The sequence below is a fragment of the Microbulbifer maximicatervae (SeqCode) genome (assembly GCF_052467825.1).
Window position 1 is genome coordinate 220,813 of the sequence record NZ_CP174327.1, and the last position, 22,715, is coordinate 243,527.

A 22,715-nucleotide genomic window follows, 5' to 3' on the forward strand; every position below is an offset into this window, starting at 1 on the left:
AATGCTTCGGGTATCTATTTGGTTTGTGCTACAGCCGATGCCAACTTCTCAATCAAACTATTGATTGGCGCATATTTCATCTTCATGGCTGCCTTGTTGACGATCAATCGACTGCTGATTTGCGCAATAGTCTCTCGGGCTTCAAGGCCATTGGCCTTTAGCGTATTGCCACTATCTACAATATCGACAATCTCGTCGGCCAAATTCATTAGCGGAGCAAGCTCCATAGCCCCATACAGCTTAATAATGTCAACCTGACGGCCAATCGAGGCATAGTGCTTTTTGGCACTCTGTACAAACTTGGTAGCGACCTTAATTCGGCCACTGGGCAATTGCCCCCCCTTAACACCAGCGGTCATCAGGCGGCAGCGGGCAATGCCCAAATCGAGAGGCTCGTATATACCATCAGAACTATGCTCGAGTAGGGTGTCTTTCCCCGCCACACCAATATCTGCGGCTCCATGCTGCACATAAGTGGGCACATCCACTCCCCTCAGGAGGAGGAGATGCACCCCTTCGCGATTCGTCGGAAATATCAACTTTCGACTTTTAGTTAGGTCTTCAGCAGGCTCCAACCCTGCCGCCTTAAGAAGCGGTAGGGTCTCCTGAAGAATCCGCCCTTTTGTCAGTGCGATTGTAATTTGTGCAGTCATTTCGATTTACGCCAGTCCGTCATTGGCTCTTGGGATTAACTTCGTAGCAATCAGCCGGGAACACGCCGAATATTCGCGCCCAGCTGTCGGAGCTTCTCTTCAATACACTCGTAGCCGCGGTCAATATGGTAAATACGATCCACCATAGTAGTGCCCTCTGCCACCATACCAGCAATAACCAAGCTAGCTGACGCGCGCAGATCTGAAGCCATTACTGGAGCGCCCTTAAGCTTCTCCACCCCGGTAACAATTGCCGTATTGCCTTCCAGGGTGATATCTGCTCCCATTCGATTCAGCTCATGAACCTGGATTAAGCGGTTTTCAAAGATTGTCTCAACTACAGTCCCCTTTCCTTCGGCTACAGCATTCATTGCTGTGAACTGGGACTGCATATCTGTAGGGAAGGCTGGGTAAGGCGCTGTACGGAAGCTCACCGCTTTAGGGCGATTGCCTTTCATATCCAGCTCAATCCAATCGTCGCCACAACTGATATGAGCTCCAGCCTCTTCAAACTTAACCATAACCGCATCGAGGATATCGGCACGAGTATTGAGCAGGCGCACTTTGCCCCTCGCCGCTGCAGCTGCCGCAAGGAAGGTTCCGGTTTCAATACGGTCCGGCATAACAGTGAACTTGCAGGGGGTAAGCTTAGGTACACCGTGAACACGCAGGGTGTCAGTGCCAACCCCTTCAATCTGAGCCCCCATAGCAATAAGGAACTCTGCCAAATCGACGATTTCAGGCTCGCGAGCGGCGTTGTGCAGAGTCGTAGTTCCCTCTGCCAGTGCCGCTGCCATCAACAGATTTTCAGTGCCGCCAACTGTCACTTTCTCCATGACAATATTGGCTCCCTTAAGACGACCATTGGAGCGCGCCCGAATGAAACCACCATCGATGGTTATCTCAGCACCCATTGCCTCAAGGCCCTTCAGGTGAATATCGACTGGGCGGCTACCAATTGCACAACCACCTGGAAAGGAGACATTCGCAACCCCATGCCTAGCCAACAGGGGCCCAAGAACCAAGATTGAGGCCCGCATCGTTTTAACCAGCTCATAGGGAGCGGTCAGGTCATTGACTGAGCGAGGGTCAATCTCAACACCCAACTTTTCATCAATAGTGACATCACACCCCATACACCGGAGCAAGGTGATCATGGTGGTAATATCATTGAGATGCGGCAAATTATCGATTTGCACAGGCCCGTCAGCCAATAAAGCAGCAGCCAATATCGGCAAGGCTGAATTCTTAGCTCCAGAAATCCGCAGAGTCCCGGAAATTGGGCTGCCGCCCTCTATTATCAACTTATCCATTCAATCTCTTTCTAGATAGCCAACACCTCAGTGGCAATGGCAAGTTAACGACTGGCTTCTTCTGGAGTCAGAGTCTGCATTTGCACGGCATGCAAGGTGCCATCGGCGATTTTTTCACCAAGAGCGGCATAGACAAGCTGTTGCTTTTTTAAACGACTCAGACCCTCAAAGGAACTGCTCACTACAGTGACCATCAGGTGACTACCTTCAAAAGCCACTTCAACAGTACTATCGGGAATTTGCCCTTCGATTAGGGCCTTGATTTCGTCTGGTTGCATAGGAGGGACTTGCGATTGGTTAAAAACAGCACGCAAGTGTACTTGAATCAAGCGGAGTGCGCAGCTACGCACTCCAAAGTTCGCGGATCAACTCACTTTATTTGCGGCATCGTCTGCCGCTGACCAATTAGAAATCACCTTGTCGATGTCCCCATAAGTCTGCATTGACTGCGAGAACTGACTGCGGAAAGTCTTACCCAGGTTGACCCCATTCAGAATCACATTGATCAACTTCCACTGGCCTGCCCGATTGCGCACCAAGGTATACGAAACTTTTGTTATACCCTCTTTGCTGCGAACTTCCTGCAGCACATTTACACGATTACCTTGAGGTGTGGTGCCGGGATTGACCACTTTTACATCCAGGTCGCCAAAATTTGCCACGCCGCGAGCAAATGTCGCTACAAGATCGCGACGAAAAGCATCCGTAAAGCGAGAGCGTTGGTCGGCAGTCGCCTGCTTGGCATAGCGCCCCATTACACCGCGAGCGATAAAGTCAAAATCAACAACCGGGGTCAGCACCCCTTCAACAGCATTGTAGTATCTTTGTGGGTCTGAATTTGCATACTGAGCGTTGGTACGAATTACCCCCAAAAGCTCATCGGAAACCCCTTTAATCATTACATATGGATTTTGGGCCGCATTGGCTGCAGGCATCACTGCAGAAGCAAAAACAACACAAAGCGCAAATCTAATCCACCGCGACAAACCGTTTCGGCCAAGCCAAAATGATGCGTTCACAAATTATCTCCAGTTAGCAAATCATTCCTTGGACGCATATGACAGAATTTAGTGCCATAGCAATACCACATATCAACCTTCCCGCAGCCCAACTGAGAGTGTGTCGATCATCCATTGAGTGACATAGCTGACAGCGGAGACGGCAAACTATACCATGGCCACACCCGGCAATGTGGCGGTGTACGAGCGTGTCATTTGACACATCTAAAGTGCGCACTGGCTTTTTCCGCCGCCAGCAGCCCGCTAATATAGATTAGCACGACAGCAAAAGATCGAGTCGCCTTTAAATATTGGACTCATATGACAAAAATTATCCACGCTGTCGCATAAGTAAATATCGAAACTGTCGCATAATAAGGCAGTTTTACGAGAACTTGTCAGAGCACTAGTAAGCGATTGAGGCAGTTGATGACACAGGATTTAATTTTGGAAGCTGGGCGCCGCACCGTCCGCATGGAAACTGAAGCGGTGGCAGCACTGGAACACAGAGTTAATGGCGAATTCCAGCGAGCCTGTGAAATGATCATGCAATGTCGCGGTCGCACCATTGTTACCGGCATGGGGAAATCTGGGCATATTGGCCGAAAGATCGCCGCCACCCTTGCCAGCACTGGCACACCGAGCTTTTTTGTTCACCCCGGCGAAGCGAGCCACGGTGATCTCGGCATGATCACTCGAGATGATGTTGTCATAGCCATATCCAATTCTGGCTCATCCGCTGAAGTCCTCACTCTACTACCTCTGCTAAAACGCCTGGGCATTCCACTAATTAGCATGGCAGGAAAAACCGACTCCCCTCTGGCTCAAGCTGCGGAAGTCAATTTGGATATATCGGTAGCCACAGAGGCCTGCCCCCTCAACTTGGCCCCCACCTCATCAACAACAGTTACTCTGGTGATGGGAGATGCACTTGCAGTCGCCCTGCTCGAGGCCAGGGGTTTTACTGCCGAAGATTTTGCCTTCTCTCACCCCGGCGGTGCCCTCGGGCGCAGGCTTCTACTGAAGGTTGAGGACGTGATGCACGCGGGCGATGAACTCCCTCAGGTAACTCCAGAGACGCTGCTATCAAAAGCCCTGCTAGAGATGACCAGCAAAGGGTTCGGCATGACAACTATTGTAAATAGCGACGATGAATTACTAGGCGTTTTCACCGACGGTGATTTGCGCCGAGTAATTGATCAAAAAATCGAACTCGACAAAGCACTCATGGAGGAGGTGATGAGTCGCCGCCCTAAAACGGTTTCTGCTGACACTCTCGCTGCAGAGTCCCTAAGAATTATGGAGGACTACAAAATCACTGCATTAGTGGTAGAAGATGAAGCTCACCACCCTGTCGGCGTACTCCATATGCACGATATTCTGCGCGCCGGAGTTATCTGAGATAATACCGGACAATTAATACGCAGGTTTTGCCCTCACAATCAAAGGCGAAGAGAGATTACTCCGGTGATGCCCGAACAAAAATTAAATGACTCCCTGAAAAATATCCGCTGGCTTGTTCTGGATGTGGACGGTGTTCTGACAGATGGCAAGCTTTATTTTGACAATAGCGGCAACGAGCTCAAAACCTTCCACACCCTGGATGGGCACGGCATTAAAATGCTGCAAAACTCTGGAGTACGTGTAGCAATCATTACCGGCCGGCGCAGTAATGTTGTAGAGCGCCGAGCGCACGACTTGGGTATCAATAAATTGATTCAGGGCCGGGAGGACAAGTTTGCCGCACTACAGGAGCTACTTTCTGAAGAGCCATGCCGCCTGGAAGATATCGCCTATGTCGGGGATGATTATCCCGATCTACTGGTAATGACCAAGATCGGGTGCCCCATCGCACCACCTAATGCAGCCCCCCCCGTACGGGAGCGAGCCCTTTGGATCACAGAGGCTCGTGGCGGCGAGGGTGCTGTACGCGAAATCTGCGACCGCATTATGATTGCACAAGGGACCTTTGACGCGGCGCTCGCCCCCTATATCGGAGAAAAATGATGCGCTCGTGGTTGCCTCTCATACTGGTCATTCTGCTTATAAGTGCCGGGCTCTGGTTTTCCGAGAGTCCGCCAGAACAGCTCCTAGGCAAAAGGCCCACTCCTCAGCAACAAAATCGGGCTGCGGACCTTATTATCAAAGGGGCTGAAACTCGCCATTTTGACCAGGCAGGCAACCTAGCTTATCGAGTGGATGCAGAGCAAATCACCTACTTTCAGTTTAAACGTAGAGATCGAGCCAACCTAAAAGAACCGCGCATGCTGTTCTATACGGACGACCAGCCCAAGTGGGCAACTCGCTCCAAAAGGGGGGTGGCCTTCAACCGAGGAAAACGTATCGTACTTAGTGGTGACGTTCAAATTGATGAACTCCCTGGCCCGAATGGCATCCAATTGGAGACACCGCGAATCACAATCTTCCCTGACAGGGAATTCGCCGAGACCGACAAAGTTGTTATTATTAGCTCCGGCCCCAACCGCACTGAAGGAACGGGGATGCGCGCCTACCTGAAAGAAAACCGGATGGAAATTCTATCCGACGTGAAGAGCAGCTATGACACCCAATAACCGCTATCCCTCTATGCTTAAGACCTTCACTGCGATTACGCTGGCAGCTATTACCACCGTAGCACAGGCTTTACCTGATGATAGAACCCAGAGAATCTCTGTGGGCTCGGAATCTATGTCAGCCGACCGCGCCAATAACTTAGTGGTATATAGTGACAATGTGGTCATCACACAGGGCTCACTCCAAATCAGGGCAGATCGCGTGGAAGTGTACTTTACGGCCAGCGATGAAATCAGCCGGGTCATTGCTGTGGGCCGCCCCGCGCACTTCCAGCAAAAGATACTGGAGAGCGAGGAACCAGTTAAAGCCCGCGCTGAGCGCATAGAGTATGTCATCAGCTCTGAAGAGCTACAGCTCACCGGGCAAGCTTATATCGATCGCGATGGCAACACCCTAACTGCGGAGAAAATCGACTACGATCTCGCCACTGAGCAAATGAGCGCTCGCAGCCAGCCTGGCCAAGGCAGAGTTGAGATGATCTGGAAACCTGAGAGCACAGAAGCCAGCGAGCCCGCTGAAGCTAATACCGACACAGACCAGTAGTTCACCCAAGTTTCAATGCCTGTAAAACAGCGCTATTTACAATGATGTAATCCGCTGCCCCTCTCGGCCGCGGTTAGATTTCAGGACTCATTATGCCAACGCTACAAGCGTTACACCTCGCCAAACAATATAAGAAAAGAAAAGTTGTCCAAGATGTCTCTGTCAGCGTCTCAAGTGGACAGGTCGTTGGCTTACTTGGCCCCAACGGAGCAGGGAAAACCACCTGCTTCTATATGATCGCTGGGCTGGTGCAGGCCGATGCCGGGCAAGTCCTGATCGACAACGAAGATATTACCCGTCTATCAATGCACGGGCGCGCCCGTAAAGGAATCGGCTACCTGCCCCAGGAGGCCTCTGTTTTTCGACGCCTGTCAGTGCGTGACAATATTCTCGCAATCCTCGAAACCCGAAAAGGACTCAATCGTAAAGAGCGGGAAGAGCAAGCCCAGGAGTTGCTCGAAGAGTTCAACATTACACACATCGAAAACAGCCTAGGAATGGCTCTATCCGGCGGAGAGCGACGCAGGGTAGAGATTGCACGAGCCCTGGCTACAGACCCAAGCTTTGTCTTGCTCGATGAGCCCTTTGCTGGTGTCGACCCTATTTCAGTGAACGACATCAAACACATTATTCGCCACTTGCGGGACAGGGATATCGGCGTTTTGATCACAGATCACAACGTGAGAGAAACCCTGGATATCTGTGAAACTGCTTATATCGTCAGCGAGGGACATATTATTGCCTCTGGCACGCCCGATGATGTCCTCGCTAACCAGCAGGTACGCGAAGTCTATTTGGGACATGAGTTCACGATTTAATGGCAAATGATGACAGATGCAACTTAATAATAAAAATTTCGAGAAACTTATCATACATCAACCCAGAAACGACCTCTTAGCAGGCAATAGTCGGCACGCTTATTGCTTGTAATAGTTTGAGGGCCAAGGTAGTCTGCGCCATCTCGGGTTAATTTTGACGAACCTTTTGTCGCACTGGCCTTCAACTTTAAATTATGAAGCAGTCTCTCCAGCTCAAGCTCGGCGCACAGCTAACCATGACCCCCCAGTTGCAGCAGGCTATACGCCTCCTGCAGCTCTCCACACTAGATTTACAGCAAGAAGTCCAGGCAGCCCTCGACAGCAATCCAATGCTAGAGACTGAGGGTGAAGATCTGGCTCAACAAGTAACAGCCAATACCGAGAGCAACGCACAACAAGAGCCACCAGCCGCTGTAGGGGAGGATTTAACCCACACAGCCACTGAGGAAAAAGAGCTTGGTGATTCTGAATGGAACCAGGATATTCCAACAGAGCTGCCGGTTGATTCTCATTGGGACGACATTTACAACAGCTACAGTGGCCCCGCCGAGGGCGACGACCCCAGTTTTGAGCGCAACTCTTCCACCGACACACTTCAAGACCACTTGCGCTGGCAATTAAACCTGACAGCACTTTCCAGTCACGATAAATGGATCGGCGAGCACCTTATTGACGCCATCGACCCAAACGGTCTTCTCAATACCACCGCTGATGACGTAGCCACCTCCCTTCAGCTCGAAGAAGATGAGGTAGTTGCAGTCCTTAAAGCTGTACAACAATTCGAACCAGCTGGCTGTGGGGCCAGAAACCTCCAAGAGTGCCTTCTACTCCAGCTCAAGCAGCTACCAGCGGAAACTCTGTGGCTAAAGGAGGCGCAGACCATTATTGAGCGCCACCTGGAATTACTTGGTAAAAGGGATTTCAGGCAACTCACCCGACGCACACGCCTCAACGAAGCCCAGCTCGGCGAAGTGATCCGCCTTATCCAGACACTAACCCCCAACCCAGGTGAGGAGTTCAGCGGGGAACAGCCCGCTTATGTCATTCCCGACATTATTGTGTCCCGCAAGGATCACCGCTGGCTGGTCGAACTTAATCCAGAAATCACTCCAAAGATCCGGATTAATGGCCACTACGCCTCCTTGGTAAAACGGGCGGATAACTCCCGGGAAAACAATTTCATGCGGGATCACTTGCAGGAGGCCCGCTGGTTCTTGAAGAGTCTACAAAGCCGCCACGACACCCTGCTAAAGGTCGCCACGTCCATTGTGGATAAACAGCAAGGCTTTTTTGAGGAAGGCCCAGAGGCAATGCGACCAATGGTTCTGGCAGATATTGCTGAAACCATTGGCATGCATGAATCCACCATATCCCGAGTGACCACTCAAAAATATATGCTGACTCCACGGGGAGTTTTCGAACTCAAATATTTCTTCTCAAGCCACGTCAGTACAGATTCCGGTGAGGATGCGTCATCCACCGCCATTCGAGCTCTGATTCGCAAGCTGATTGACACAGAAGTACCTCGAAAGCCGCTATCAGATAACAAGATCACTCAGGAGCTGGACAAGCAAGGCATCAAGGTTGCGCGCCGAACGGTAGCGAAATACCGCGAATCTATGGGTATCCCCTCCTCAAGTGAGAGAAAGAGGCTCATTTAAGTTACAACCCAAACACAGCCAATTAATCTGACCCCTAACCCACCTCCAGTCATACGCTACTGGCGCCTTCCGCCCCCAACTTGCAACCAAAATCCAAAATTTGAGTGTATCCTTCCATTCTGGCCCACTTCCTAGTAGGGTTGCGACCCGATAGGGGGTGAGCGCCGGCTTGTGATGCACCTTTAAGGAGAAATCCATGCAGATCAATATTAGTGGCCACCACGTCGACGTTACCTCACCTATGCGCAGCTACTGCGAAAGCAAAATGGAGAAGCTGTCCAGACATTACGACAACATCACCAACGCGCAAGTAATTTTATCCGTCGAAAAACTGATCCAAAAAGCTGAGGCGACGGTACATATAAACGGTCACGACCTCTGCGCTGGATCCGAAGACAGAGATATGTACGCGGCAATTGATGCGCTCACCGATAAGCTGGACCGCCAACTGAAAAAACACAAAGAGAAGTTGCAGAACCATCGCTGAACTATGACACTGGAAGCATTACTCTCTCCCCGCCTTAGCCTTTGCCATCTGGCGGGGAGCAGCAAAAAAAAGCTACTGCTCAATATTGCCCAGGCCATCGCCGAACAATATCCCCAACACGACTCCGATACAGTTTTTAACCAACTGATCGCCCGTGAGCGCCTTGGTTCCACCGGTATCGGCGATGGTGTTGCCATTCCCCATTGCAGGTTACCCGGCTGTGATAACCCCATTGGGGTTCTCTGTACCACCCAGCCTGCCATTGATTTTGACTCTGTCGACCGCCAGCCTGTCGATTTGCTATTTACTCTTCTGGTCCCCGAAGATGCTGAGCAGGAACATCTGGATACACTAGCCGAAATCGCCGCTCTGTTTTCCAACAGCCAGGTTAGAGATAAGCTAAGGCAAGCACAAAGTAGTGATGAGCTATATGCCCTCGCTATTGATAGTACCGCAGCCGCCTAGAGGAGGTTTTGTTAGTAACTGAGTCTCAGAGCTGACATTCGCCTCATTGTTCAGGTAGTGCAACAAGCGAAATAATAAAGACTTGATCAAAGAAAAGGGCTCTCCATGCGCTTGGTGATAATTAGTGGACGCTCCGGCTCCGGAAAAAGTTCTGCACTGCAATTACTGGAAGATGTCGGCTTCAATTGTATCGACAACCTTCCCACCAGCCTGCTCCCGGAGCTGGTTAAGAGGGTCAAGGCACAACCGCCAAAAGAAAACACACCCCTGGCCCTGGGCGTCGATGCCCGCAACCTCTGGCAAGACATAAGACAGGCTCCCAGTGTTATTGAGTCCTTGCGCGAGGCAGGGGTTCAATGTGATGTTATCTATCTCGATGCCCGCGAGCCGGTTTTAGTACAGCGATTCAGTGAGACCAGACGGAAGCACCCTCTCAGCAATGATTGCACCCATTTGCTAGAAGCTCTCAATCAGGAAAAAGAGCTGCTCACCCCTATCTCAACCATTGCGGATATGGTTATTGATACCAGCACCCTGAGCTTGCACCAACTGCGCGAACTGATTAAAAATCGTGTTGTTGGAGAACAATCAAACAGCATGGCGATTCTCTTCCAGTCCTTCGGGTTCAAGTATGGCGTGCCTGTGGATTCAGACTTGATTTTTGACTTACGCTGTCTACCCAATCCCTACTGGGAACCAGCTCTAAGAGAAAAAACCGGTAAGGATATCGAGGTCGCTGAATTCTTGCGCTCTCACCCAGAGACCGCAAAGATGGAGGCTGACATCACCAACTTTTTGGAAAACTGGCTGCCCTCCTACCAGAAAAGTAATCGCAGCTACACCTGTGTCTCTATCGGCTGCACTGGGGGCCGACATCGATCAGTTTATATGGTTGAACAGCTGGTAAAGAAATTTTCCAAAGAGTTTGATAACGTCCAGATACGCCACAGGGAGCAACAAAAATAGATTTTTGTCGAGCAGCGCAATGCAGAAACACCAACTGACCATCATCAATAAACTCGGCTTGCACGCCCGCGCTGCAAGCAAGTTCGCACAGACTTCCTCCAAGTTCTGCTCCAATATTAAAGTGCATTGCCAGGGTAAAGCCGTAGATGGAAAAAGTGTGATGGCCCTAATGTTACTAGCTGCAGGCAAAGGCACGGAGCTGGAACTGGAAATAGAGGGGACAGATGAAAGTGCCGCCCTGGAAGCTATCAGCACACTGATCTCCAATCGATTCGGCGAAGCTGAATAGAGGCCAGTATACTATTGCCACGAAAAGCTCACTCTAAACATTAAATCGCTAAGCTTTTACATCGCCTCCCAAATCCACCACTAGCAGTAAGGACTTGTTGTGCCCAGCTCTCCCCAAGCCGAAATCAAATTCCGCGCACAGAATCAGCTGGGTGAGCTGTATGCCGCGCTGGATAGCGGTACGGGACAAGAAGTCCGGCGCATGCTCAAGACCCTGACTCCCCAGAGTGTTGCGCAATTGCTGGAGAGCTCTCCACCGCGTATCCGCCAGGTACTTTGGAATTTGGTGGATAGGGAAATAGAGGGTGAGGTCCTGCAGGAACTCACCGACGATGTGCGCAGCCAGATCCTCGCAACTATGGATACCGAGGAGATGGTGGAGGTGATGGAAGGCCTGGATGCCGACGACATCGCCGATATACTTCAGCAGCTGCCGGAGCGAGTTGTTGCCGAAGTGCTCTCATCGATGACGGAAACCGACCGCCTCCGGGTTGAAAGTGTTCTCGCCTATGATGAGAACACGGCCGGCGGTTTAATGGATACAGACACCATCTCTGTCCGCCCCAACCTGACTCTCGATGTGGTACTTCGCTACCTTAGGCGCCATGAACAACTACCGGAATCTACCGACAGCCTTTTTGTGATTAACCGGAGGGGCCAATATATCGGTCTCTTGCCACTATCCAAACTTCTCACCACAGATCCATCGGTGACAGTTCGCGAAGTGGTCAATACCGATGTGGAACCAATACCCGCAGATATGCCCGACACAGAAGTCGCGCGCTTATTTGAGAAATATGACTGGATTACCGCACCGGTAGTCGATGAGGATAACCGCCTGCTGGGGCGAATCACCATTGACGATGTAGTAGATGTTATCCGAGAGGATGCAGACCACTCCCTGATGAGCCTTGCCGGCCTCGATGAGGAGGAAGACACCTTTGCCCCAGTAGGGCGCACTGCGCGGCGTCGGGCCGTTTGGCTGGGTATTAATCTGCTCACAGCTCTGCTTGCCTCCTGGGTGATCAGTTTGTTCCAAAATACCCTGGACAAGGTGGTAGCCCTAGCAGTCCTAATGCCCATCGTCGCCAGCATGGGAGGCGTGGCCGGTAGCCAAACGCTGACAGTGGTCATTCGCGGTATGGCCTTAGGCCAGATAGGACGCAGTAATTTGAGCTGGCTACTTTCCCGTGAGCTGGGTTCAGCGGCACTCAATGCTCTTTTGTGGGCGCTTGTGATGGGCTTGATAACCGCCATGTGGTTTGGCGATATATGGATTGCGGTCATTATCCTTGCCGCCATGATAATCAACCTATTAACCGCCGCACTCGCCGGAGCGATATTACCAGTAGCATTGCGTGCCATGAATATAGACCCGGCACTGGCCGGCGGGGTAGCGCTTACTACAGTCACCGATGTAGTAGGCTTTATGTCTTTTCTGGGCTTGGCCACTTGGTACTTTAGCTAAATCACCTCTGGACCAAGCCCCCTTATTTACCGAAAGCGAATCAAAGATGTACGAATACGACGATTACGATGACGACCTGCCGAAAAGCAAAACTCAGGTCAAAAAAGAAATGCACGAGCTGCAGGATCTCGGCAAGCAACTAACCGAGCTCTCCAAGGCCCAACTGGCTGAAGTCCCCATAGATGAGGACTTGCAGGAGGCTATTGCTACGCTACATCGGATCAAATCCAATGAAGCTCGCCGGCGCCAGATGCAGTACATCGGCAAGTTGATGCGCAGTGCCGACCAAGAGGCGATAGAAACAGTGCTGAGCCGCTTTAAAGAGCGCGACCAACAACACCTGCGTTTCGATAAAATGGCTGAGGACTGGCGCAAACGACTACTGGAAGAAGGCAATAGTGCCCAGGGTGAGTTCTTTGACCAGCATCCCGGTGTCGACCATCAACAGCTGCGCCAACTGATTAGGGACTCCCATCGAGAAATCAAAAACAATAAGCCACCAACCAATCAACGAAAATTATTCCGCTATCTTCGCGACTTCTTTATCCAGAAAGCGGAATAAGGACTCCGGGCGCTCCAGAGTTAACTGGCTGGCAGCGCCCACAAACTAGACACCTGAAGTTATTGCGCTTTCTTATCCCCAGAAGCCGGCACAAAGTCCAGGGCGAGAGAATTTAGGCAGTAGCGTAAACCAGTGGGCTCCGGGCCATCTTTAAAAACATGCCCCAAGTGTTCCCCGCACTTTGATAACACCTCAGTCCGCTTCAAGCCCCAGCTGTAATCGTCCTTTAAGACAATATTTTGTGGGTAGGCAACATCCCAAAAGCTGGGCCAACCAGTGCCCGATTCAAACTTCTGCTCAGAGCTGAAAACCGGTAAACGGCAACCCGCTGTGACATAAATCCCGTTCTCTTTGTTATTCAGAAGCTTGCCACTAAAAGCGGGCTCGGTGCCTTTTTTCCAGAGAACCTTATAGCGATCCTCTGGCAGGATCTGCTTCCACACAGACTTAGGGATCTGATCGAGATCAGTCCCCTCTGCAATATGCTTTTCAGCTTGAGCGACCGTCATATTCTGGTCGCGCTGATGGTCATCTGCCTCAGAACACGCCGAAAGAGTGACGGCTGTAAAAAGAAGGAGGGGCAATAATGAATGCAACGCCATCTAGAGTGCTCCTTTTACAGGGGATCCTCACTAAGATTAGATGGCTATTGCACACTGCCTCTGGATATTAAAACTCAAGCTGCAGGAGGAGACCTCTCTTCAGAGCCGACCCCAACCTGTGTCTTGTTCCCCTCGTGGTCCAGAACCGCGCCCTCTCGCTTGGCGCCATCTCCATCAAACAATTTCTCAAATCGCATTTGTGGGTCTGACCAGCCACCACTAATTCGGTAACTGACACTGGCGACCTTTTTCACCTGCTTTTTAAATGCCTTACTGATCAGGTAGACACCCGCAGCTGCAGGCAAGCCACCGGCTAGAGCTGCAACCAAAGCCAGGTTATTCCCAACTGGCAAAGTAGCCACCAACGTTAAATCCAGATCTTCGCGGACTAAATTAACCCGCCCCGCCATCTGCAGTTCACTGGTGGGTCCCTCTACCTGGATGGGTACAGCGATTAAAAGCTGACCATCGCCTTCAAAGACTACTTCGCCACGCACCCTATCAAAAGCCATACCACTCTTGTAAAGGTCAGTGAAATCAAGACGCAAACGTCGCGCCCAGGTATCAAAATTAAACAGTGACAATAGACGCAACACGGTAGAGCCTGTCGCACCGGTTGATCGCAGGAATCGGCCATCGCGAATATCAACCTTAAGCTCTCCGGAGAGAAGGCTTCCTTTCACCTGAGTCGGGGCCCCCTCCCACTTCAAAGCAGTTTCAAAGATCGCCGATTTACTCTCAATCAACGGCTCATGGCCCATCTTGCGCTGGATATCTGCAAGATCATCCGCCACCAATCGGCCGATAAACTGTGATGACTGCTGCCCCTCGGCATCCCTCATCCACACCAATTCTGCACCTAGCTCACCACTGTGTTTGCCCTGTCCCTCGATGCGGAACCCTCTCACCGTGCCGTGGATATCACTCACCACCAAACGATCTGCAGCTGTCCTCAACTTAAAAGACCAAGGCCCCAAGGCCTCTTCACCTATTTGCAGGTTATCAGTACTAAAATCGATTTGTGGCAAACTAGTAAAATCAAACTGCGCCAAAGGATCCGCTACTACCTCCTCCGCAAAGGGGTCTGAGGGAAAAGCTTCATCACTGACTTCAGCCGGTTTCTCTGGCTGAGGCAGACGCAAATGAGCCAGTTTGAGGCGTAACGGTGTACTGCCATCCAGTAAGCCGGTTAGATTTCCTGCAATCATTTCACTGTCAAATTTGAGCTTCCAATCTGTCCCCACTCCCTCACCGGTAACATGGATATGCTCAATTTCTGCAGAGCCCAACTGAAGCTGGTCTGTACTGAGATCCAGGCGTATCGGAAGTGGCTCACTGCCACTCTCCGCAGCCTCTCCTGGGTTTTCTGCGGTACTTGCAACAGAACTGGCAGCGCTTGGTTTCGCTGGTTCAGACAACTGGTAAATATCTAGCAGAGACTGCCAGCGAGACAAGTCAACAGTGGAAATATCTCCAGTGACCGTCAACTCCCGTTTGGAGGGCAAATTTGCCTCAGCATTCAAGGCGATTGCAGCTCGATCTAACTCTCCATCAATCAGCCAGAATTGCCCCTGTAAATGTTCTCCATAGTCCAAGTGGAACAAGCTGCCCTGCTCTCCAATCGGCACTCGCAATACAAAATTGGTTTCTGTTTCCGCCGTCTTACCAAGTGGGTCAGGTAGGTTTACAGCCACACCGGCCAGGTTGGAAGTGAGCTCAAATACTGCGGAGTAAGGGGTTTCCGCTGATTTTGCAGGAATGGTCACCAGGGCTTGATAATCCATTTCTCCTTCCAGCCATTGCAGTTCTGGCCGCGAACTCCAAGCGTGTACCGACTCAACCAATGCATTGCCGTCGATAACCACCTGGGTATCCCGTGCATCTCCCTCGCCAATATGTTGGATACGAGCAGTCAGCGGGCGGCCCCACAATTTGCCATTCAGCTGGGTCCCTTCAAGGCCTGTCGCACTATCGTATTTCACCAAACCATTCAACGCAGTCGCATCGAGGCGGAGCCCTTTCAGTTGAAGGTCACCGTGCTTCAGGTTGACTTCAACCTGTTGCTCGGGAACTACGGATGACTGTCCCAAGGGTAGAGTTAAGGATACAACGCCATCCAAATTCCCCGTCAGGCTCCAATCATCAAAGGCACTTCCAAGGTGATCTCTGAGTGGTGATTCACGCAATAGTCGCAACCCATCGGCAGCGGGTCCAACCACCTCAGTTTGTACATCAAGGCGTGAGCCTCCACCCTTCTGAGGGGTTACCGCAACCAGAATATTTCCAGCATCCATATTCCAGAGCTTGGCTTTATCGGCATTGACCCGCACAATTTCATCATCGAGCAACAAACGGCCATCCACATCCTTGACCTCAGGCCACTCACTGGCGTAGTCCAGGCTCGCATTTGAAAAGTCGAGCGCCAACTGAATCGTTCTGCGCTTCTGGTGAGTCGCGAATGCTCTAAGGAATTCTTCTTTACCCTCTTTGCTATAACTGCTGCCGCGATAGATAAAGGCCGCACTCTCAACGCGCCCTTGATTGTTCTTACCCAGGCCAGTTTTCAACCAGCTGCGCAAATCATCGCTAACCACAAATGGCACCAGCTCTTCCTGGGTAATAACCCCAGCATCTTTTATCGATAGGGAAAGCACCAGATCCACAGGTCGTGTTTGGGCGTGGAAGGGTAGCGACAGCATAAACTGACCACCGACCTGACCAAGTTCACCGCCAAGCATCAGCGGGCCCGACAATACGTTGACTTCGTTCAACGCCTTATCGACATCCCAAGCTATGGTGCCGCTGGCTTGCTCAAACCCAAAAGCATTCTTATACAGACTGGGAAAGTGCGCCCCGAGGGAGGTACCGTCGAGTTCAACCCGGCCACTGGCGCCCTCAACCTGAAGATATCCACTCAACTGAGTAATTGCCGGGGCTCCTCGAAACGCCTCGACCGCAATATCTTCCAAGTTTGCGCTGATCTCTAACTGCCGGTCCGCACCAACTCGCAGACGCAGGCTGCGCAACTGACCTTGGGGTTTTAGTGCACGCAACCATTCATCTGCAGCTCCCTCTAGTAACGACAAGCGATTTAAGATACTGCTCCAACCAGCGAGATCGACCAGATCTGCCATCAGGGCTATACCCTCTTGGCCACTGTTAACCTGCAGGTTCAGCGACGGCATTTTCAAGCCCTGCCAATCGATTTCAATATCCTGCAGCGCTAATCGCCAGTGCTCTCCCGGCAACCAGCGGCCCGACAAGTTGCCAGAAAAAGCGCGTAACGGAGCCAGTGTATGCTCTTCTATATCATCTCCTGCCCTTTGCATATCGGTCAGGCTTTCTACTTGGGCCAAGTCCACCTGGCCCACTATGCGATACCCACTTACGGCATCACTATGCAGCCACAAGCGGCCGTCTGCCCACTTCTTCCCCTGCCAGTGAAACCGGTCAGGTAACGGGGTGAGTTCGTGAAGCAAGCTGACAATGTCTTCATCCAGTAGCAACTCATTAAGCTGCATATAGCCGCGCAGTGAGAAGTGCTCTTTATCTTTGGGATTGCCCCGCCCTTCTAACACAACCCGTAGGGTCTCTTCATCAACCTGGCTACTCTCCCCTTCACGGGAAATAAAAGCCCGTGCAGTCAGTCGGTGAAAATCTCCGCTATTTTCCAGCTGGATTTCAGGCAAATTGATTTCTGCCAGCTGCTCATCGGGAAGGCGCACAGTGATCGCTGCATCACTGATTTGGATTTTGGGGCTCAACTGGAATAGGCGGGCCGGATCTGCCGCTTCGGAATTGGGTGCAGTGCTGCCTTCAAGCTTAAGCGGGGCATCGGGAAACCCCTGTAGATACCAGAGGCCATTTTCATCTCGAGTGAGCCCGGCCGAAAACTGATTCATTTGCAGGTCTTTCCAGACCAATTCCCGGTTCCAGAGACTGGAAAGTAGATCCAGCTGGAATAGGCCGTGCCCCATTCTCAGCTCACCGTGTTCCCCCAGACGCAACCCATCCAGCTGCAATGCAACTTCAAGGGCCTCCCAACGCAGGGAAATACGATCCATCTGTACAGGAACGCCTAGCTGCTCACTAAGCCAATGACTAATCTGGGGACGATAGTTCTCTACCTGCGGGGACAGCAGTCGGCCTGTTTGCACGATGATTGCCAGAGCAATCACCAAACTTACCGACAGTAACCAGAACTTTCTTGCAATCCAGCGTATTACAACCATCGCTATACCCTCACCACCAAACAGGCATGGACCGAGCGCTGACAATAAGCTCTCTTAGCTTGCTGGCGAGTGAATAATGGATTACACAAGAACAATGTCATATTGCTCCTGGTTGTAAATGGGCTCTACCTGGAACTGAATCGGCCGACCAATAAATTCTTCAAGATCGGCGACATTAGCCGACTCTTCATCCAGTAAAAGATCTATTACCACCTGACTGGCCAGTACCATAATTTTTTCACTATCGTAAGAGCGCGCCTCTCGAATAATCTCGCGGAAAATCTCGAAGCAAACTGTCTCCGCACTCTTTAAGGTGCCCCTCCCACTGCAAACAGAGCAAGGCTCACATAAAATCTGCCCCAGTGACTCACGGGTGCGTTTGCGAGTCATTTCCACCAACCCCAGTTCGGAGACCCCGGTGATACTGGACTTGGCATGATCGCGCTCCAGGGTCTTTTCCAAGGTGCGCAAGACTTGCCGCTGGTGCTCAGGGTCTTTCATATCGATAAAATCAATAATTATAATCCCACCCAGATTCCTCAAACGCAGCTGGCGGGCAATCGCTGTAGCGGCCTCCAGGTTGGTCTTGAAGATAGTCTCTTCAAGGTTTCGATGCCCAACAAAAGCACCCGTATTGACATCAATTGTACTCATCGCCTCTGTCTGCTCTACGATCAAGTAGCCGCCAGACTTCAAGGTGACTTTGTTGTGTAGTGCCCGTCTTATTTCCTCTTCAACACCGTATAAGTCAAACAGTGGGCGCTCACCGGGATAGTGTTCCAGGCGACCGGCAATTTCCGGCGCATATTTACCGGCAAATTCTGCCGCACGACCGTGGGCCTCTCGGGAGTCTATACGAATCTTTTCGGTATAAGGGCGCGCAAGGTCACGCAATGCGCGCATAAATAGTGGAAGGTCCTCATAGATAACCGAAGGCACTGGACGCTCCTTAATGCGCTCATCCAGCTCCCCCCATAATTTGTACAGAAAGGGGATATCTCTCAGCAGCTCTTCCTCACTCACCCCCTCGGCAACGGTACGCAAAATGAAGCCTCCATCGGCCGACAAACCATCCTCTGCAAGGCGCAGAGAAGCTGCTTCAACCAACTGGCGCAATCGCTCGCGTTCGTTCTCGTCTTCAATTCGATTAGAGATACCGATATGGCGCGTCTGCGGCATATACACCAGGTAACGTGCAGAAACCGACAGATGGGTAGTCAGCCGGGCACCTTTACTGCTTATAGGGTCCTTCACTACTTGCACGATCAGTGACTGCCCCTCTCTGACTAGCGCGCGGATATCCGCCACCTCGGCATCCCGCGCCTCCATACCCTCTTCGTCGAGAGGCGCAATATCCGAGGCATGGATAAAACCCGCGCGCTCGAGGCCTATATCGACAAAAGCGGCCTGCATTCCGGGCAGTACGCGAATCACCTTTCCCTTATAGATATTTCCTACAATCCCTCGCCGGGCACTCCGCTCCAGGTAGACTTCCTGAAGCACACCATTTTCTACCAGCGCAACCCGGGTTTCAGTCGGCGCAACATTAATTAACAGCTCTTCGCTCAAGATTGGCCCTCCTGCCAATAGGGAATGCCCGCATGATCCAGCATGGGGACTACAGCTTCCAATGGGAGCCCTACAACATTGCTGTAACTGCCACTAAAAGCTTCTACCAAGGCGGCACCAAAACCCTGAATACCGTAACCGCCAGCTTTATCGACAGGCTCTCCAGTACTCCAGTAATCCGCTATTTGAACTTTGGACAAGTGGCGGAACCTGACTCGAGTTTCCACTACACGGCTAAACTGTCGATCCTGTGAACGCAAGCACACTGCCGTGAAAACAGAGTGCTCTACTCCCGATAGCGCCAGCATCATGGACTCAAAGTCAGCAAAATCTTGGGGTTTTTCCAGCAGCCTCTCACCTGCCATAACCACCGTATCCGCTCCCAAAGACCAGAGTCCCTGCGGGCTGTCAGCGGCTTGAAACCCGGCGACAGCCTTGTCGTGGGCCAAGCGTTCTATGTACTCAAGAGGGCTTTCAGCAGGTTGGCGCTGTTCTACAACAGCGGGGGACAATTGGGAGAAAGGCACCCCAATCTGGGCCAACAGTTCGGCGCGGCGCGGCGAACCAGAGGCCAAAAGAAGTCGATTTTCTGAAGCGCTTGTTGTCACTCTATTACATATTCCCTGTGGGTCAGCGGCTGATTATAGCGGCACTGTTCGAAAAATGATCGATTTTTTACACTGATTTACAGTGCCGACGAGACGGTCAACGAACGTGTAAACGCCCGGAAAGCCCCCTGAGCCACGGGGTCACCCAGGGCCAGAGCAGGGCTGTAGTCAAGGCGGGCCACAGGAAGGTCAGCCCGGGTACCGATTTCCCCTCAAGGCCGTGCACCCAGTTGCCCACCACTTGATGAATGCCCACCAGAACAAATACCCACAACAATTGCTGGGCCGGATTAAATGCCCGGGTGCGCTGGTAAGTCAGTAAGCTGAAATAGGCGAGTACCGATAGGGCCAGGGCATGGGTTCCCAAGCTCGCCCCCGTAGCCAAATCCTGGGCAATACCGATCATCCAAGCGAACCCGACCCCAAAGGTCTGGGGCATTCGGGTAATCCAGAATATCACCAGCAAAGCCGGAAATGCCGGCCGAAACCAGAGCCACTGCTGTGGCAGGGGCATAACCGAGAGAAGCAGTGACAGCAGAATAGTGACCGCGATAAACCAGCGGTTATTCGCTTGCAACAGAATGTCCTCCACTGCCAATGACCGCCAATACAAAGCGGCTGCGATTCATCCGCCCCCTCGGCAACACTTCAGCCTCCGCAAAAGGCTTACCCGGATCTCTCTGCACCGAGATGACCTCCCCAACCGGATAACCTGCGGGAAAGCGGCTACCCAAGCCGGAGCTGAGCAGCAAATCGCCCTCCCGAATATCACTGGTATTAGCAAGATGACGTAACTTCAGGCGATACAGGTCACCTGTACCCTCGGCGACGGTGCGCATACTGTTGCGCAGAACCTGGACGGGAATGGCATGACTGGAATCAGTTATCAGCAGGATACGACTGTAGGAGTCGCCAGCTTCAATCACCTGCCCCAGCAATCCACTGGCATCCATTACCGGGGTACCGATATCAATACCGTCATCGCGGCCTTTGTCAATCAGCAGCACATGCTCCAAAGGGTCCGGGGTAACGCCAATCACCTGAGCCACCAGTACTCGGTCATCGACCATTTCTGCTGAGTTCATCAGTTCTTTGAGCTGAGTGTTTTCCGCTTTTACGGCCGCCAATAGCTGGCTGCGCTGCTCCAGCAGTAAAACCTGGCGCTTGAGGCGGCTATTTTCCTCCTGCAGTTCTTCGCGTGAGCGAAACTGCTCATCGGCCCAATCACCCACACGCTCGGGGGCTCCTGTAACCCAGTACAGTGGAGCAATAACCCCTGATAAGCGTTCTCTGACAGGCTGAAACCAATTGGTGTAATGATCGGAAACGATCAGCGAGATCGCGAGTATGATGAGAAAGCCCAGGCGGTATTCGGCAGAGGGACCGCGGGTAAATAGCGGTTTCACAGGCAATCCCCTCTTAACAGGTCAATCAAAGATGGTGAGAACAGTACAAGCCATAAAAGATGACTTGCATTTTTTTAATTACAAGGAGCTTGCGGATATAGCCACAAGCTCCCTCGCAGGTCACATAATACCGATGTCTACTAGTTAGACATCAGGTAGAGGCGGCTGCGATCCAACATATCCAGCGCTTTACCGCCCCCCCGCGCCACACAGGTCAGCGGGTCATCGGCAACAATTACCGGTAAGCCCGATTCTTCCATCAACAGGCGGTCCAGATCGCGTAACAGAGCACCACCACCAGTCAGCACCATACCGCGCTCAGCGATATCAGAAGCCAACTCGGGAGGGGATTGTTCCAGCGCACTTTTGACAGCCTGCACAATACCTGTCAGAGGCTCTTGCAGGGCTTCGAGAATTTCGTCGGAGTTCAAGGTAAAGCTGCGAGGCACGCCCTCGGCCAGATTGCGTCCGCGCACATCGATTTCGCGAACTTCACTGCCTGCATAAGCACAGCCAATTTCCTCTTTGATCCGTTCAGCAGTTGCATCACCAATCACACTGCCGTAGTTGCGACGCACGTAATTGACGATAGCTTCATCAAAACGGTCACCGCCGATACGCACCGAATCGGAATAAACCACACCATTCAGGGAGATAATGGCGATCTCAGTGGTGCCCCCACCGATATCCACCACCATGGAGCCGCTCGCTTCCTCGACATTCAAGCCTGCGCCTATGGCAGCGGCCATGGGCTCTTCGATCAGTGACACTTCGCGAGCACCTGCACCCAGGGCCGACTCGCGAATCGCGCGGCGCTCCACTTCTGTGGACTGGCAGGGAACACACACCAGCACTCTCGGACTCGGGCGCATCCAGCTATTTTCATGCACTTTCTTGATAAAGTGCTGCAACATTTTCTCGGTCACTTGGAAGTCGGCGATAACACCGTCCTTCAGCGGGCGAATAGCGGTAATATTGCCAGGAGTCCGGCCGAGCATGCGTTTGGCTTCTACTCCGACAGCCTCAACGATTTTCTGGCCATTGTAGTGACGGATTGCGACGACAGAGGGTTCGTCGAGTACTACGCCGCGATCGCGAACGTAAATCAGCGTGTTGGCAGTTCCCAGGTCGATGGAGAGATCACTGGAAAACATACCCCGCAAACGTTTAAACATGGAATTCGATTACCTTGTACTAATTATCAGCCCCCAGGTCGGGCACTGCGGGCGCGGCTTCTTTTATGGATACAAATCCTAATTAGTCCGCAAAAATAATTCTGAGTTCCGAGCCGCATTTCGAATCGGATTCTACGCAAAATACCGGAGTCTCTCATCACTCGGCAGGATTCGGCAAACTCTAACAACCGCTAGGCATCAGGGCAAGGCTGAAGGGAGGTCATTTGAGGCCCACTATCCATTACTGCCGGAGCCGGTGAGAATATAACCCCAATGTGCTAAATTTGCCGGTTCTGCCCGCCGCAAATAATCCGGGCAGTTTTCGAC

23 protein-coding genes are annotated in these 22,715 nt (G+C 51.9%); 12 read left to right on the forward strand and 11 right to left on the reverse strand.

Going from position 1 to position 22,715, the window contains the following annotated elements:
• Nucleotides 1-14: 14 nt before the first annotated feature.
• From hisG to ACJJII_RS01025, 4 genes are all read right to left on the reverse strand, one after another.
• Entirely contained in the window at nucleotides 15-653 is a 639-nt protein-coding gene (gene hisG / locus ACJJII_RS01010; protein WP_413663036.1) for an ATP phosphoribosyltransferase, read from the reverse strand.
• A 50-nt stretch (nucleotides 654-703) separates the two neighbouring features.
• Nucleotides 704-1,966 carry a UDP-N-acetylglucosamine 1-carboxyvinyltransferase gene (gene murA / locus ACJJII_RS01015; RefSeq protein WP_444896352.1) on the reverse strand — a complete coding sequence of 421 codons (1,263 nt, stop codon included), beginning with the start codon at nucleotides 1,964-1,966 and terminating at the stop codon, nucleotides 704-706.
• 44 nt (nucleotides 1,967-2,010) lie between these two features.
• Nucleotides 2,011-2,244 (reverse strand): BolA family protein, encoded by a 234-nt coding sequence (locus ACJJII_RS01020; RefSeq protein ID WP_444896351.1) that lies wholly within the window; start codon nucleotides 2,242-2,244, stop codon nucleotides 2,011-2,013.
• Between the two features lie 87 nt (nucleotides 2,245-2,331).
• On the reverse strand, nucleotides 2,332-2,985 hold the full coding sequence (locus ACJJII_RS01025) for an MlaC/ttg2D family ABC transporter substrate-binding protein (RefSeq protein WP_444915732.1): 654 nt from the start codon (nucleotides 2,983-2,985) through the stop codon (nucleotides 2,332-2,334).
• Between the two features lie 408 nt (nucleotides 2,986-3,393).
• On the opposite strand from ACJJII_RS01025, the gene ACJJII_RS01030 reads away from it, so the two are divergent.
• The 12 genes from ACJJII_RS01030 to yjgA all read left to right on the forward strand — a co-directional run bounded on the left by ACJJII_RS01030 (nucleotide 3,394) and on the right by yjgA (nucleotide 12,796).
• The gene (locus ACJJII_RS01030; protein ID WP_444915731.1) at nucleotides 3,394-4,365 is read left to right on the forward strand and encodes a KpsF/GutQ family sugar-phosphate isomerase; all 972 of its coding nucleotides are present in this window, start codon (nucleotides 3,394-3,396) and stop codon (nucleotides 4,363-4,365) included.
• Nucleotides 4,366-4,434: 69 nt separating this feature from the next.
• The gene (locus tag ACJJII_RS01035) at nucleotides 4,435-4,971 is read left to right on the forward strand and encodes a KdsC family phosphatase (protein WP_444918007.1); all 537 of its coding nucleotides are present in this window, start codon (nucleotides 4,435-4,437) and stop codon (nucleotides 4,969-4,971) included.
• A complete protein-coding gene (gene lptC / locus ACJJII_RS01040) occupies nucleotides 4,968-5,537 on the forward strand; it encodes an LPS export ABC transporter periplasmic protein LptC (protein ID WP_444918008.1) in 570 nt (189 codons plus the stop codon). Before ACJJII_RS01035 ends, lptC begins: the two co-directional genes overlap by 4 nt.
• Nucleotides 5,524-6,081, forward strand: a complete 558-nt coding sequence (gene lptA / locus ACJJII_RS01045) for a lipopolysaccharide transport periplasmic protein LptA (RefSeq protein ID WP_444907486.1) — start codon at nucleotides 5,524-5,526, stop codon at nucleotides 6,079-6,081. Before lptC ends, lptA begins: the two co-directional genes overlap by 14 nt.
• Nucleotides 6,082-6,173: 92 nt before the next feature.
• Entirely contained in the window at nucleotides 6,174-6,899 is a 726-nt protein-coding gene (gene lptB, locus ACJJII_RS01050) for an LPS export ABC transporter ATP-binding protein (protein WP_444918009.1), read from the forward strand.
• 194 nt (nucleotides 6,900-7,093) lie between these two features.
• Nucleotides 7,094-8,560 carry an RNA polymerase factor sigma-54 gene (locus ACJJII_RS01055; protein ID WP_444918010.1) on the forward strand — a complete coding sequence of 489 codons (1,467 nt, stop codon included), beginning with the start codon at nucleotides 7,094-7,096 and terminating at the stop codon, nucleotides 8,558-8,560.
• Between the two features lie 196 nt (nucleotides 8,561-8,756).
• On the forward strand, nucleotides 8,757-9,047 hold the full coding sequence (gene hpf / locus ACJJII_RS01060) for a ribosome hibernation-promoting factor, HPF/YfiA family (RefSeq protein ID WP_108734230.1): 291 nt from the start codon (nucleotides 8,757-8,759) through the stop codon (nucleotides 9,045-9,047).
• A 3-nt stretch (nucleotides 9,048-9,050) separates the two neighbouring features.
• Nucleotides 9,051-9,512 carry a PTS IIA-like nitrogen regulatory protein PtsN gene (ptsN, locus tag ACJJII_RS01065; RefSeq protein WP_444918011.1) on the forward strand — a complete coding sequence of 154 codons (462 nt, stop codon included), beginning with the start codon at nucleotides 9,051-9,053 and terminating at the stop codon, nucleotides 9,510-9,512.
• Between the two features lie 105 nt (nucleotides 9,513-9,617).
• Nucleotides 9,618-10,478, forward strand: coding sequence for an RNase adapter RapZ (gene rapZ, locus ACJJII_RS01070; RefSeq protein WP_444918012.1), 861 nt, complete (start codon nucleotides 9,618-9,620; stop codon nucleotides 10,476-10,478).
• A 19-nt stretch (nucleotides 10,479-10,497) separates the two neighbouring features.
• Nucleotides 10,498-10,767, forward strand: coding sequence for an HPr family phosphocarrier protein (locus tag ACJJII_RS01075; protein ID WP_444918013.1), 270 nt, complete (start codon nucleotides 10,498-10,500; stop codon nucleotides 10,765-10,767).
• Nucleotides 10,768-10,866: 99 nt separating this feature from the next.
• A complete protein-coding gene (gene mgtE, locus ACJJII_RS01080; RefSeq protein WP_413663049.1) occupies nucleotides 10,867-12,234 on the forward strand; it encodes a magnesium transporter in 1,368 nt (455 codons plus the stop codon).
• A 46-nt stretch (nucleotides 12,235-12,280) separates the two neighbouring features.
• Nucleotides 12,281-12,796, forward strand: coding sequence for a ribosome biogenesis factor YjgA (gene yjgA / locus ACJJII_RS01085; protein WP_444918015.1), 516 nt, complete (start codon nucleotides 12,281-12,283; stop codon nucleotides 12,794-12,796).
• A gap of 59 nt (nucleotides 12,797-12,855) precedes the next feature.
• Here yjgA and msrB read toward each other — a convergent pair whose 3' ends face one another.
• The 7 genes from msrB to ACJJII_RS01120 all read right to left on the reverse strand — a co-directional run bounded on the left by msrB (nucleotide 12,856) and on the right by ACJJII_RS01120 (nucleotide 22,388).
• The gene (gene msrB, locus ACJJII_RS01090) at nucleotides 12,856-13,398 is read right to left on the reverse strand and encodes a peptide-methionine (R)-S-oxide reductase MsrB (RefSeq protein ID WP_444918016.1); all 543 of its coding nucleotides are present in this window, start codon (nucleotides 13,396-13,398) and stop codon (nucleotides 12,856-12,858) included.
• A 74-nt stretch (nucleotides 13,399-13,472) separates the two neighbouring features.
• Nucleotides 13,473-17,675, reverse strand: a complete 4,203-nt coding sequence (locus ACJJII_RS01095; RefSeq protein ID WP_444918017.1) for a YhdP family protein — start codon at nucleotides 17,673-17,675, stop codon at nucleotides 13,473-13,475.
• Nucleotides 17,676-17,711: 36 nt separating this feature from the next.
• Entirely contained in the window at nucleotides 17,712-19,199 is a 1,488-nt protein-coding gene (rng, locus tag ACJJII_RS01100) for a ribonuclease G (RefSeq protein WP_413663053.1), read from the reverse strand.
• Nucleotides 19,196-19,807, reverse strand: coding sequence for a Maf family protein (locus tag ACJJII_RS01105; RefSeq protein ID WP_444918018.1), 612 nt, complete (start codon nucleotides 19,805-19,807; stop codon nucleotides 19,196-19,198). The genes rng and ACJJII_RS01105 overlap by 4 nt, the downstream gene beginning before the upstream one ends.
• A 97-nt stretch (nucleotides 19,808-19,904) precedes the next feature.
• Nucleotides 19,905-20,384, reverse strand: a complete 480-nt coding sequence (mreD, locus tag ACJJII_RS01110) for a rod shape-determining protein MreD (protein WP_413663055.1) — start codon at nucleotides 20,382-20,384, stop codon at nucleotides 19,905-19,907.
• On the reverse strand, nucleotides 20,371-21,213 hold the full coding sequence (gene mreC / locus ACJJII_RS01115) for a rod shape-determining protein MreC (protein ID WP_413663056.1): 843 nt from the start codon (nucleotides 21,211-21,213) through the stop codon (nucleotides 20,371-20,373). The genes mreD and mreC overlap by 14 nt, the downstream gene beginning before the upstream one ends.
• A gap of 140 nt (nucleotides 21,214-21,353) precedes the next feature.
• Nucleotides 21,354-22,388, reverse strand: coding sequence for a rod shape-determining protein (locus ACJJII_RS01120; RefSeq protein WP_020412569.1), 1,035 nt, complete (start codon nucleotides 22,386-22,388; stop codon nucleotides 21,354-21,356).
• Nucleotides 22,389-22,715: the final 327 nt, after the last annotated feature.

What these genes read in the sequence shown, in the direction of transcription:
- hisG (WP_413663036.1), bottom strand. Translation starts at nt 653, where the DNA reads ATGACTGCACAAATTACAATCGCACTGACAAAAGGGCGGATTCTTCAG.
- yjgA (WP_444918015.1), top strand. Translation starts at nt 12,281, where the DNA reads ATGTACGAATACGACGATTACGATGACGACCTGCCGAAAAGCAAAACT.
- rapZ (WP_444918012.1), top strand. Translation starts at nt 9,618, where the DNA reads ATGCGCTTGGTGATAATTAGTGGACGCTCCGGCTCCGGAAAAAGTTCT.
- murA (WP_444896352.1), bottom strand. Translation starts at nt 1,966, where the DNA reads ATGGATAAGTTGATAATAGAGGGCGGCAGCCCAATTTCCGGGACTCTG.
- lptC (WP_444918008.1), top strand. Translation starts at nt 4,968, where the DNA reads ATGATGCGCTCGTGGTTGCCTCTCATACTGGTCATTCTGCTTATAAGT.
- hpf (WP_108734230.1), top strand. Translation starts at nt 8,757, where the DNA reads ATGCAGATCAATATTAGTGGCCACCACGTCGACGTTACCTCACCTATG.
- lptA (WP_444907486.1), top strand. Translation starts at nt 5,524, where the DNA reads ATGACACCCAATAACCGCTATCCCTCTATGCTTAAGACCTTCACTGCG.
- ACJJII_RS01120 (WP_020412569.1), bottom strand. Translation starts at nt 22,388, where the DNA reads ATGTTTAAACGTTTGCGGGGTATGTTTTCCAGTGATCTCTCCATCGAC.
- ACJJII_RS01035 (WP_444918007.1), top strand. Translation starts at nt 4,435, where the DNA reads ATGCCCGAACAAAAATTAAATGACTCCCTGAAAAATATCCGCTGGCTT.
- ptsN (WP_444918011.1), top strand. Translation starts at nt 9,051, where the DNA reads ATGACACTGGAAGCATTACTCTCTCCCCGCCTTAGCCTTTGCCATCTG.
- msrB (WP_444918016.1), bottom strand. Translation starts at nt 13,398, where the DNA reads ATGGCGTTGCATTCATTATTGCCCCTCCTTCTTTTTACAGCCGTCACT.
- ACJJII_RS01055 (WP_444918010.1), top strand. Translation starts at nt 7,094, where the DNA reads ATGAAGCAGTCTCTCCAGCTCAAGCTCGGCGCACAGCTAACCATGACC.
- ACJJII_RS01075 (WP_444918013.1), top strand. Translation starts at nt 10,498, where the DNA reads ATGCAGAAACACCAACTGACCATCATCAATAAACTCGGCTTGCACGCC.
- ACJJII_RS01020 (WP_444896351.1), bottom strand. Translation starts at nt 2,244, where the DNA reads ATGCAACCAGACGAAATCAAGGCCCTAATCGAAGGGCAAATTCCCGAT.
- ACJJII_RS01030 (WP_444915731.1), top strand. Translation starts at nt 3,394, where the DNA reads ATGACACAGGATTTAATTTTGGAAGCTGGGCGCCGCACCGTCCGCATG.
- lptB (WP_444918009.1), top strand. Translation starts at nt 6,174, where the DNA reads ATGCCAACGCTACAAGCGTTACACCTCGCCAAACAATATAAGAAAAGA.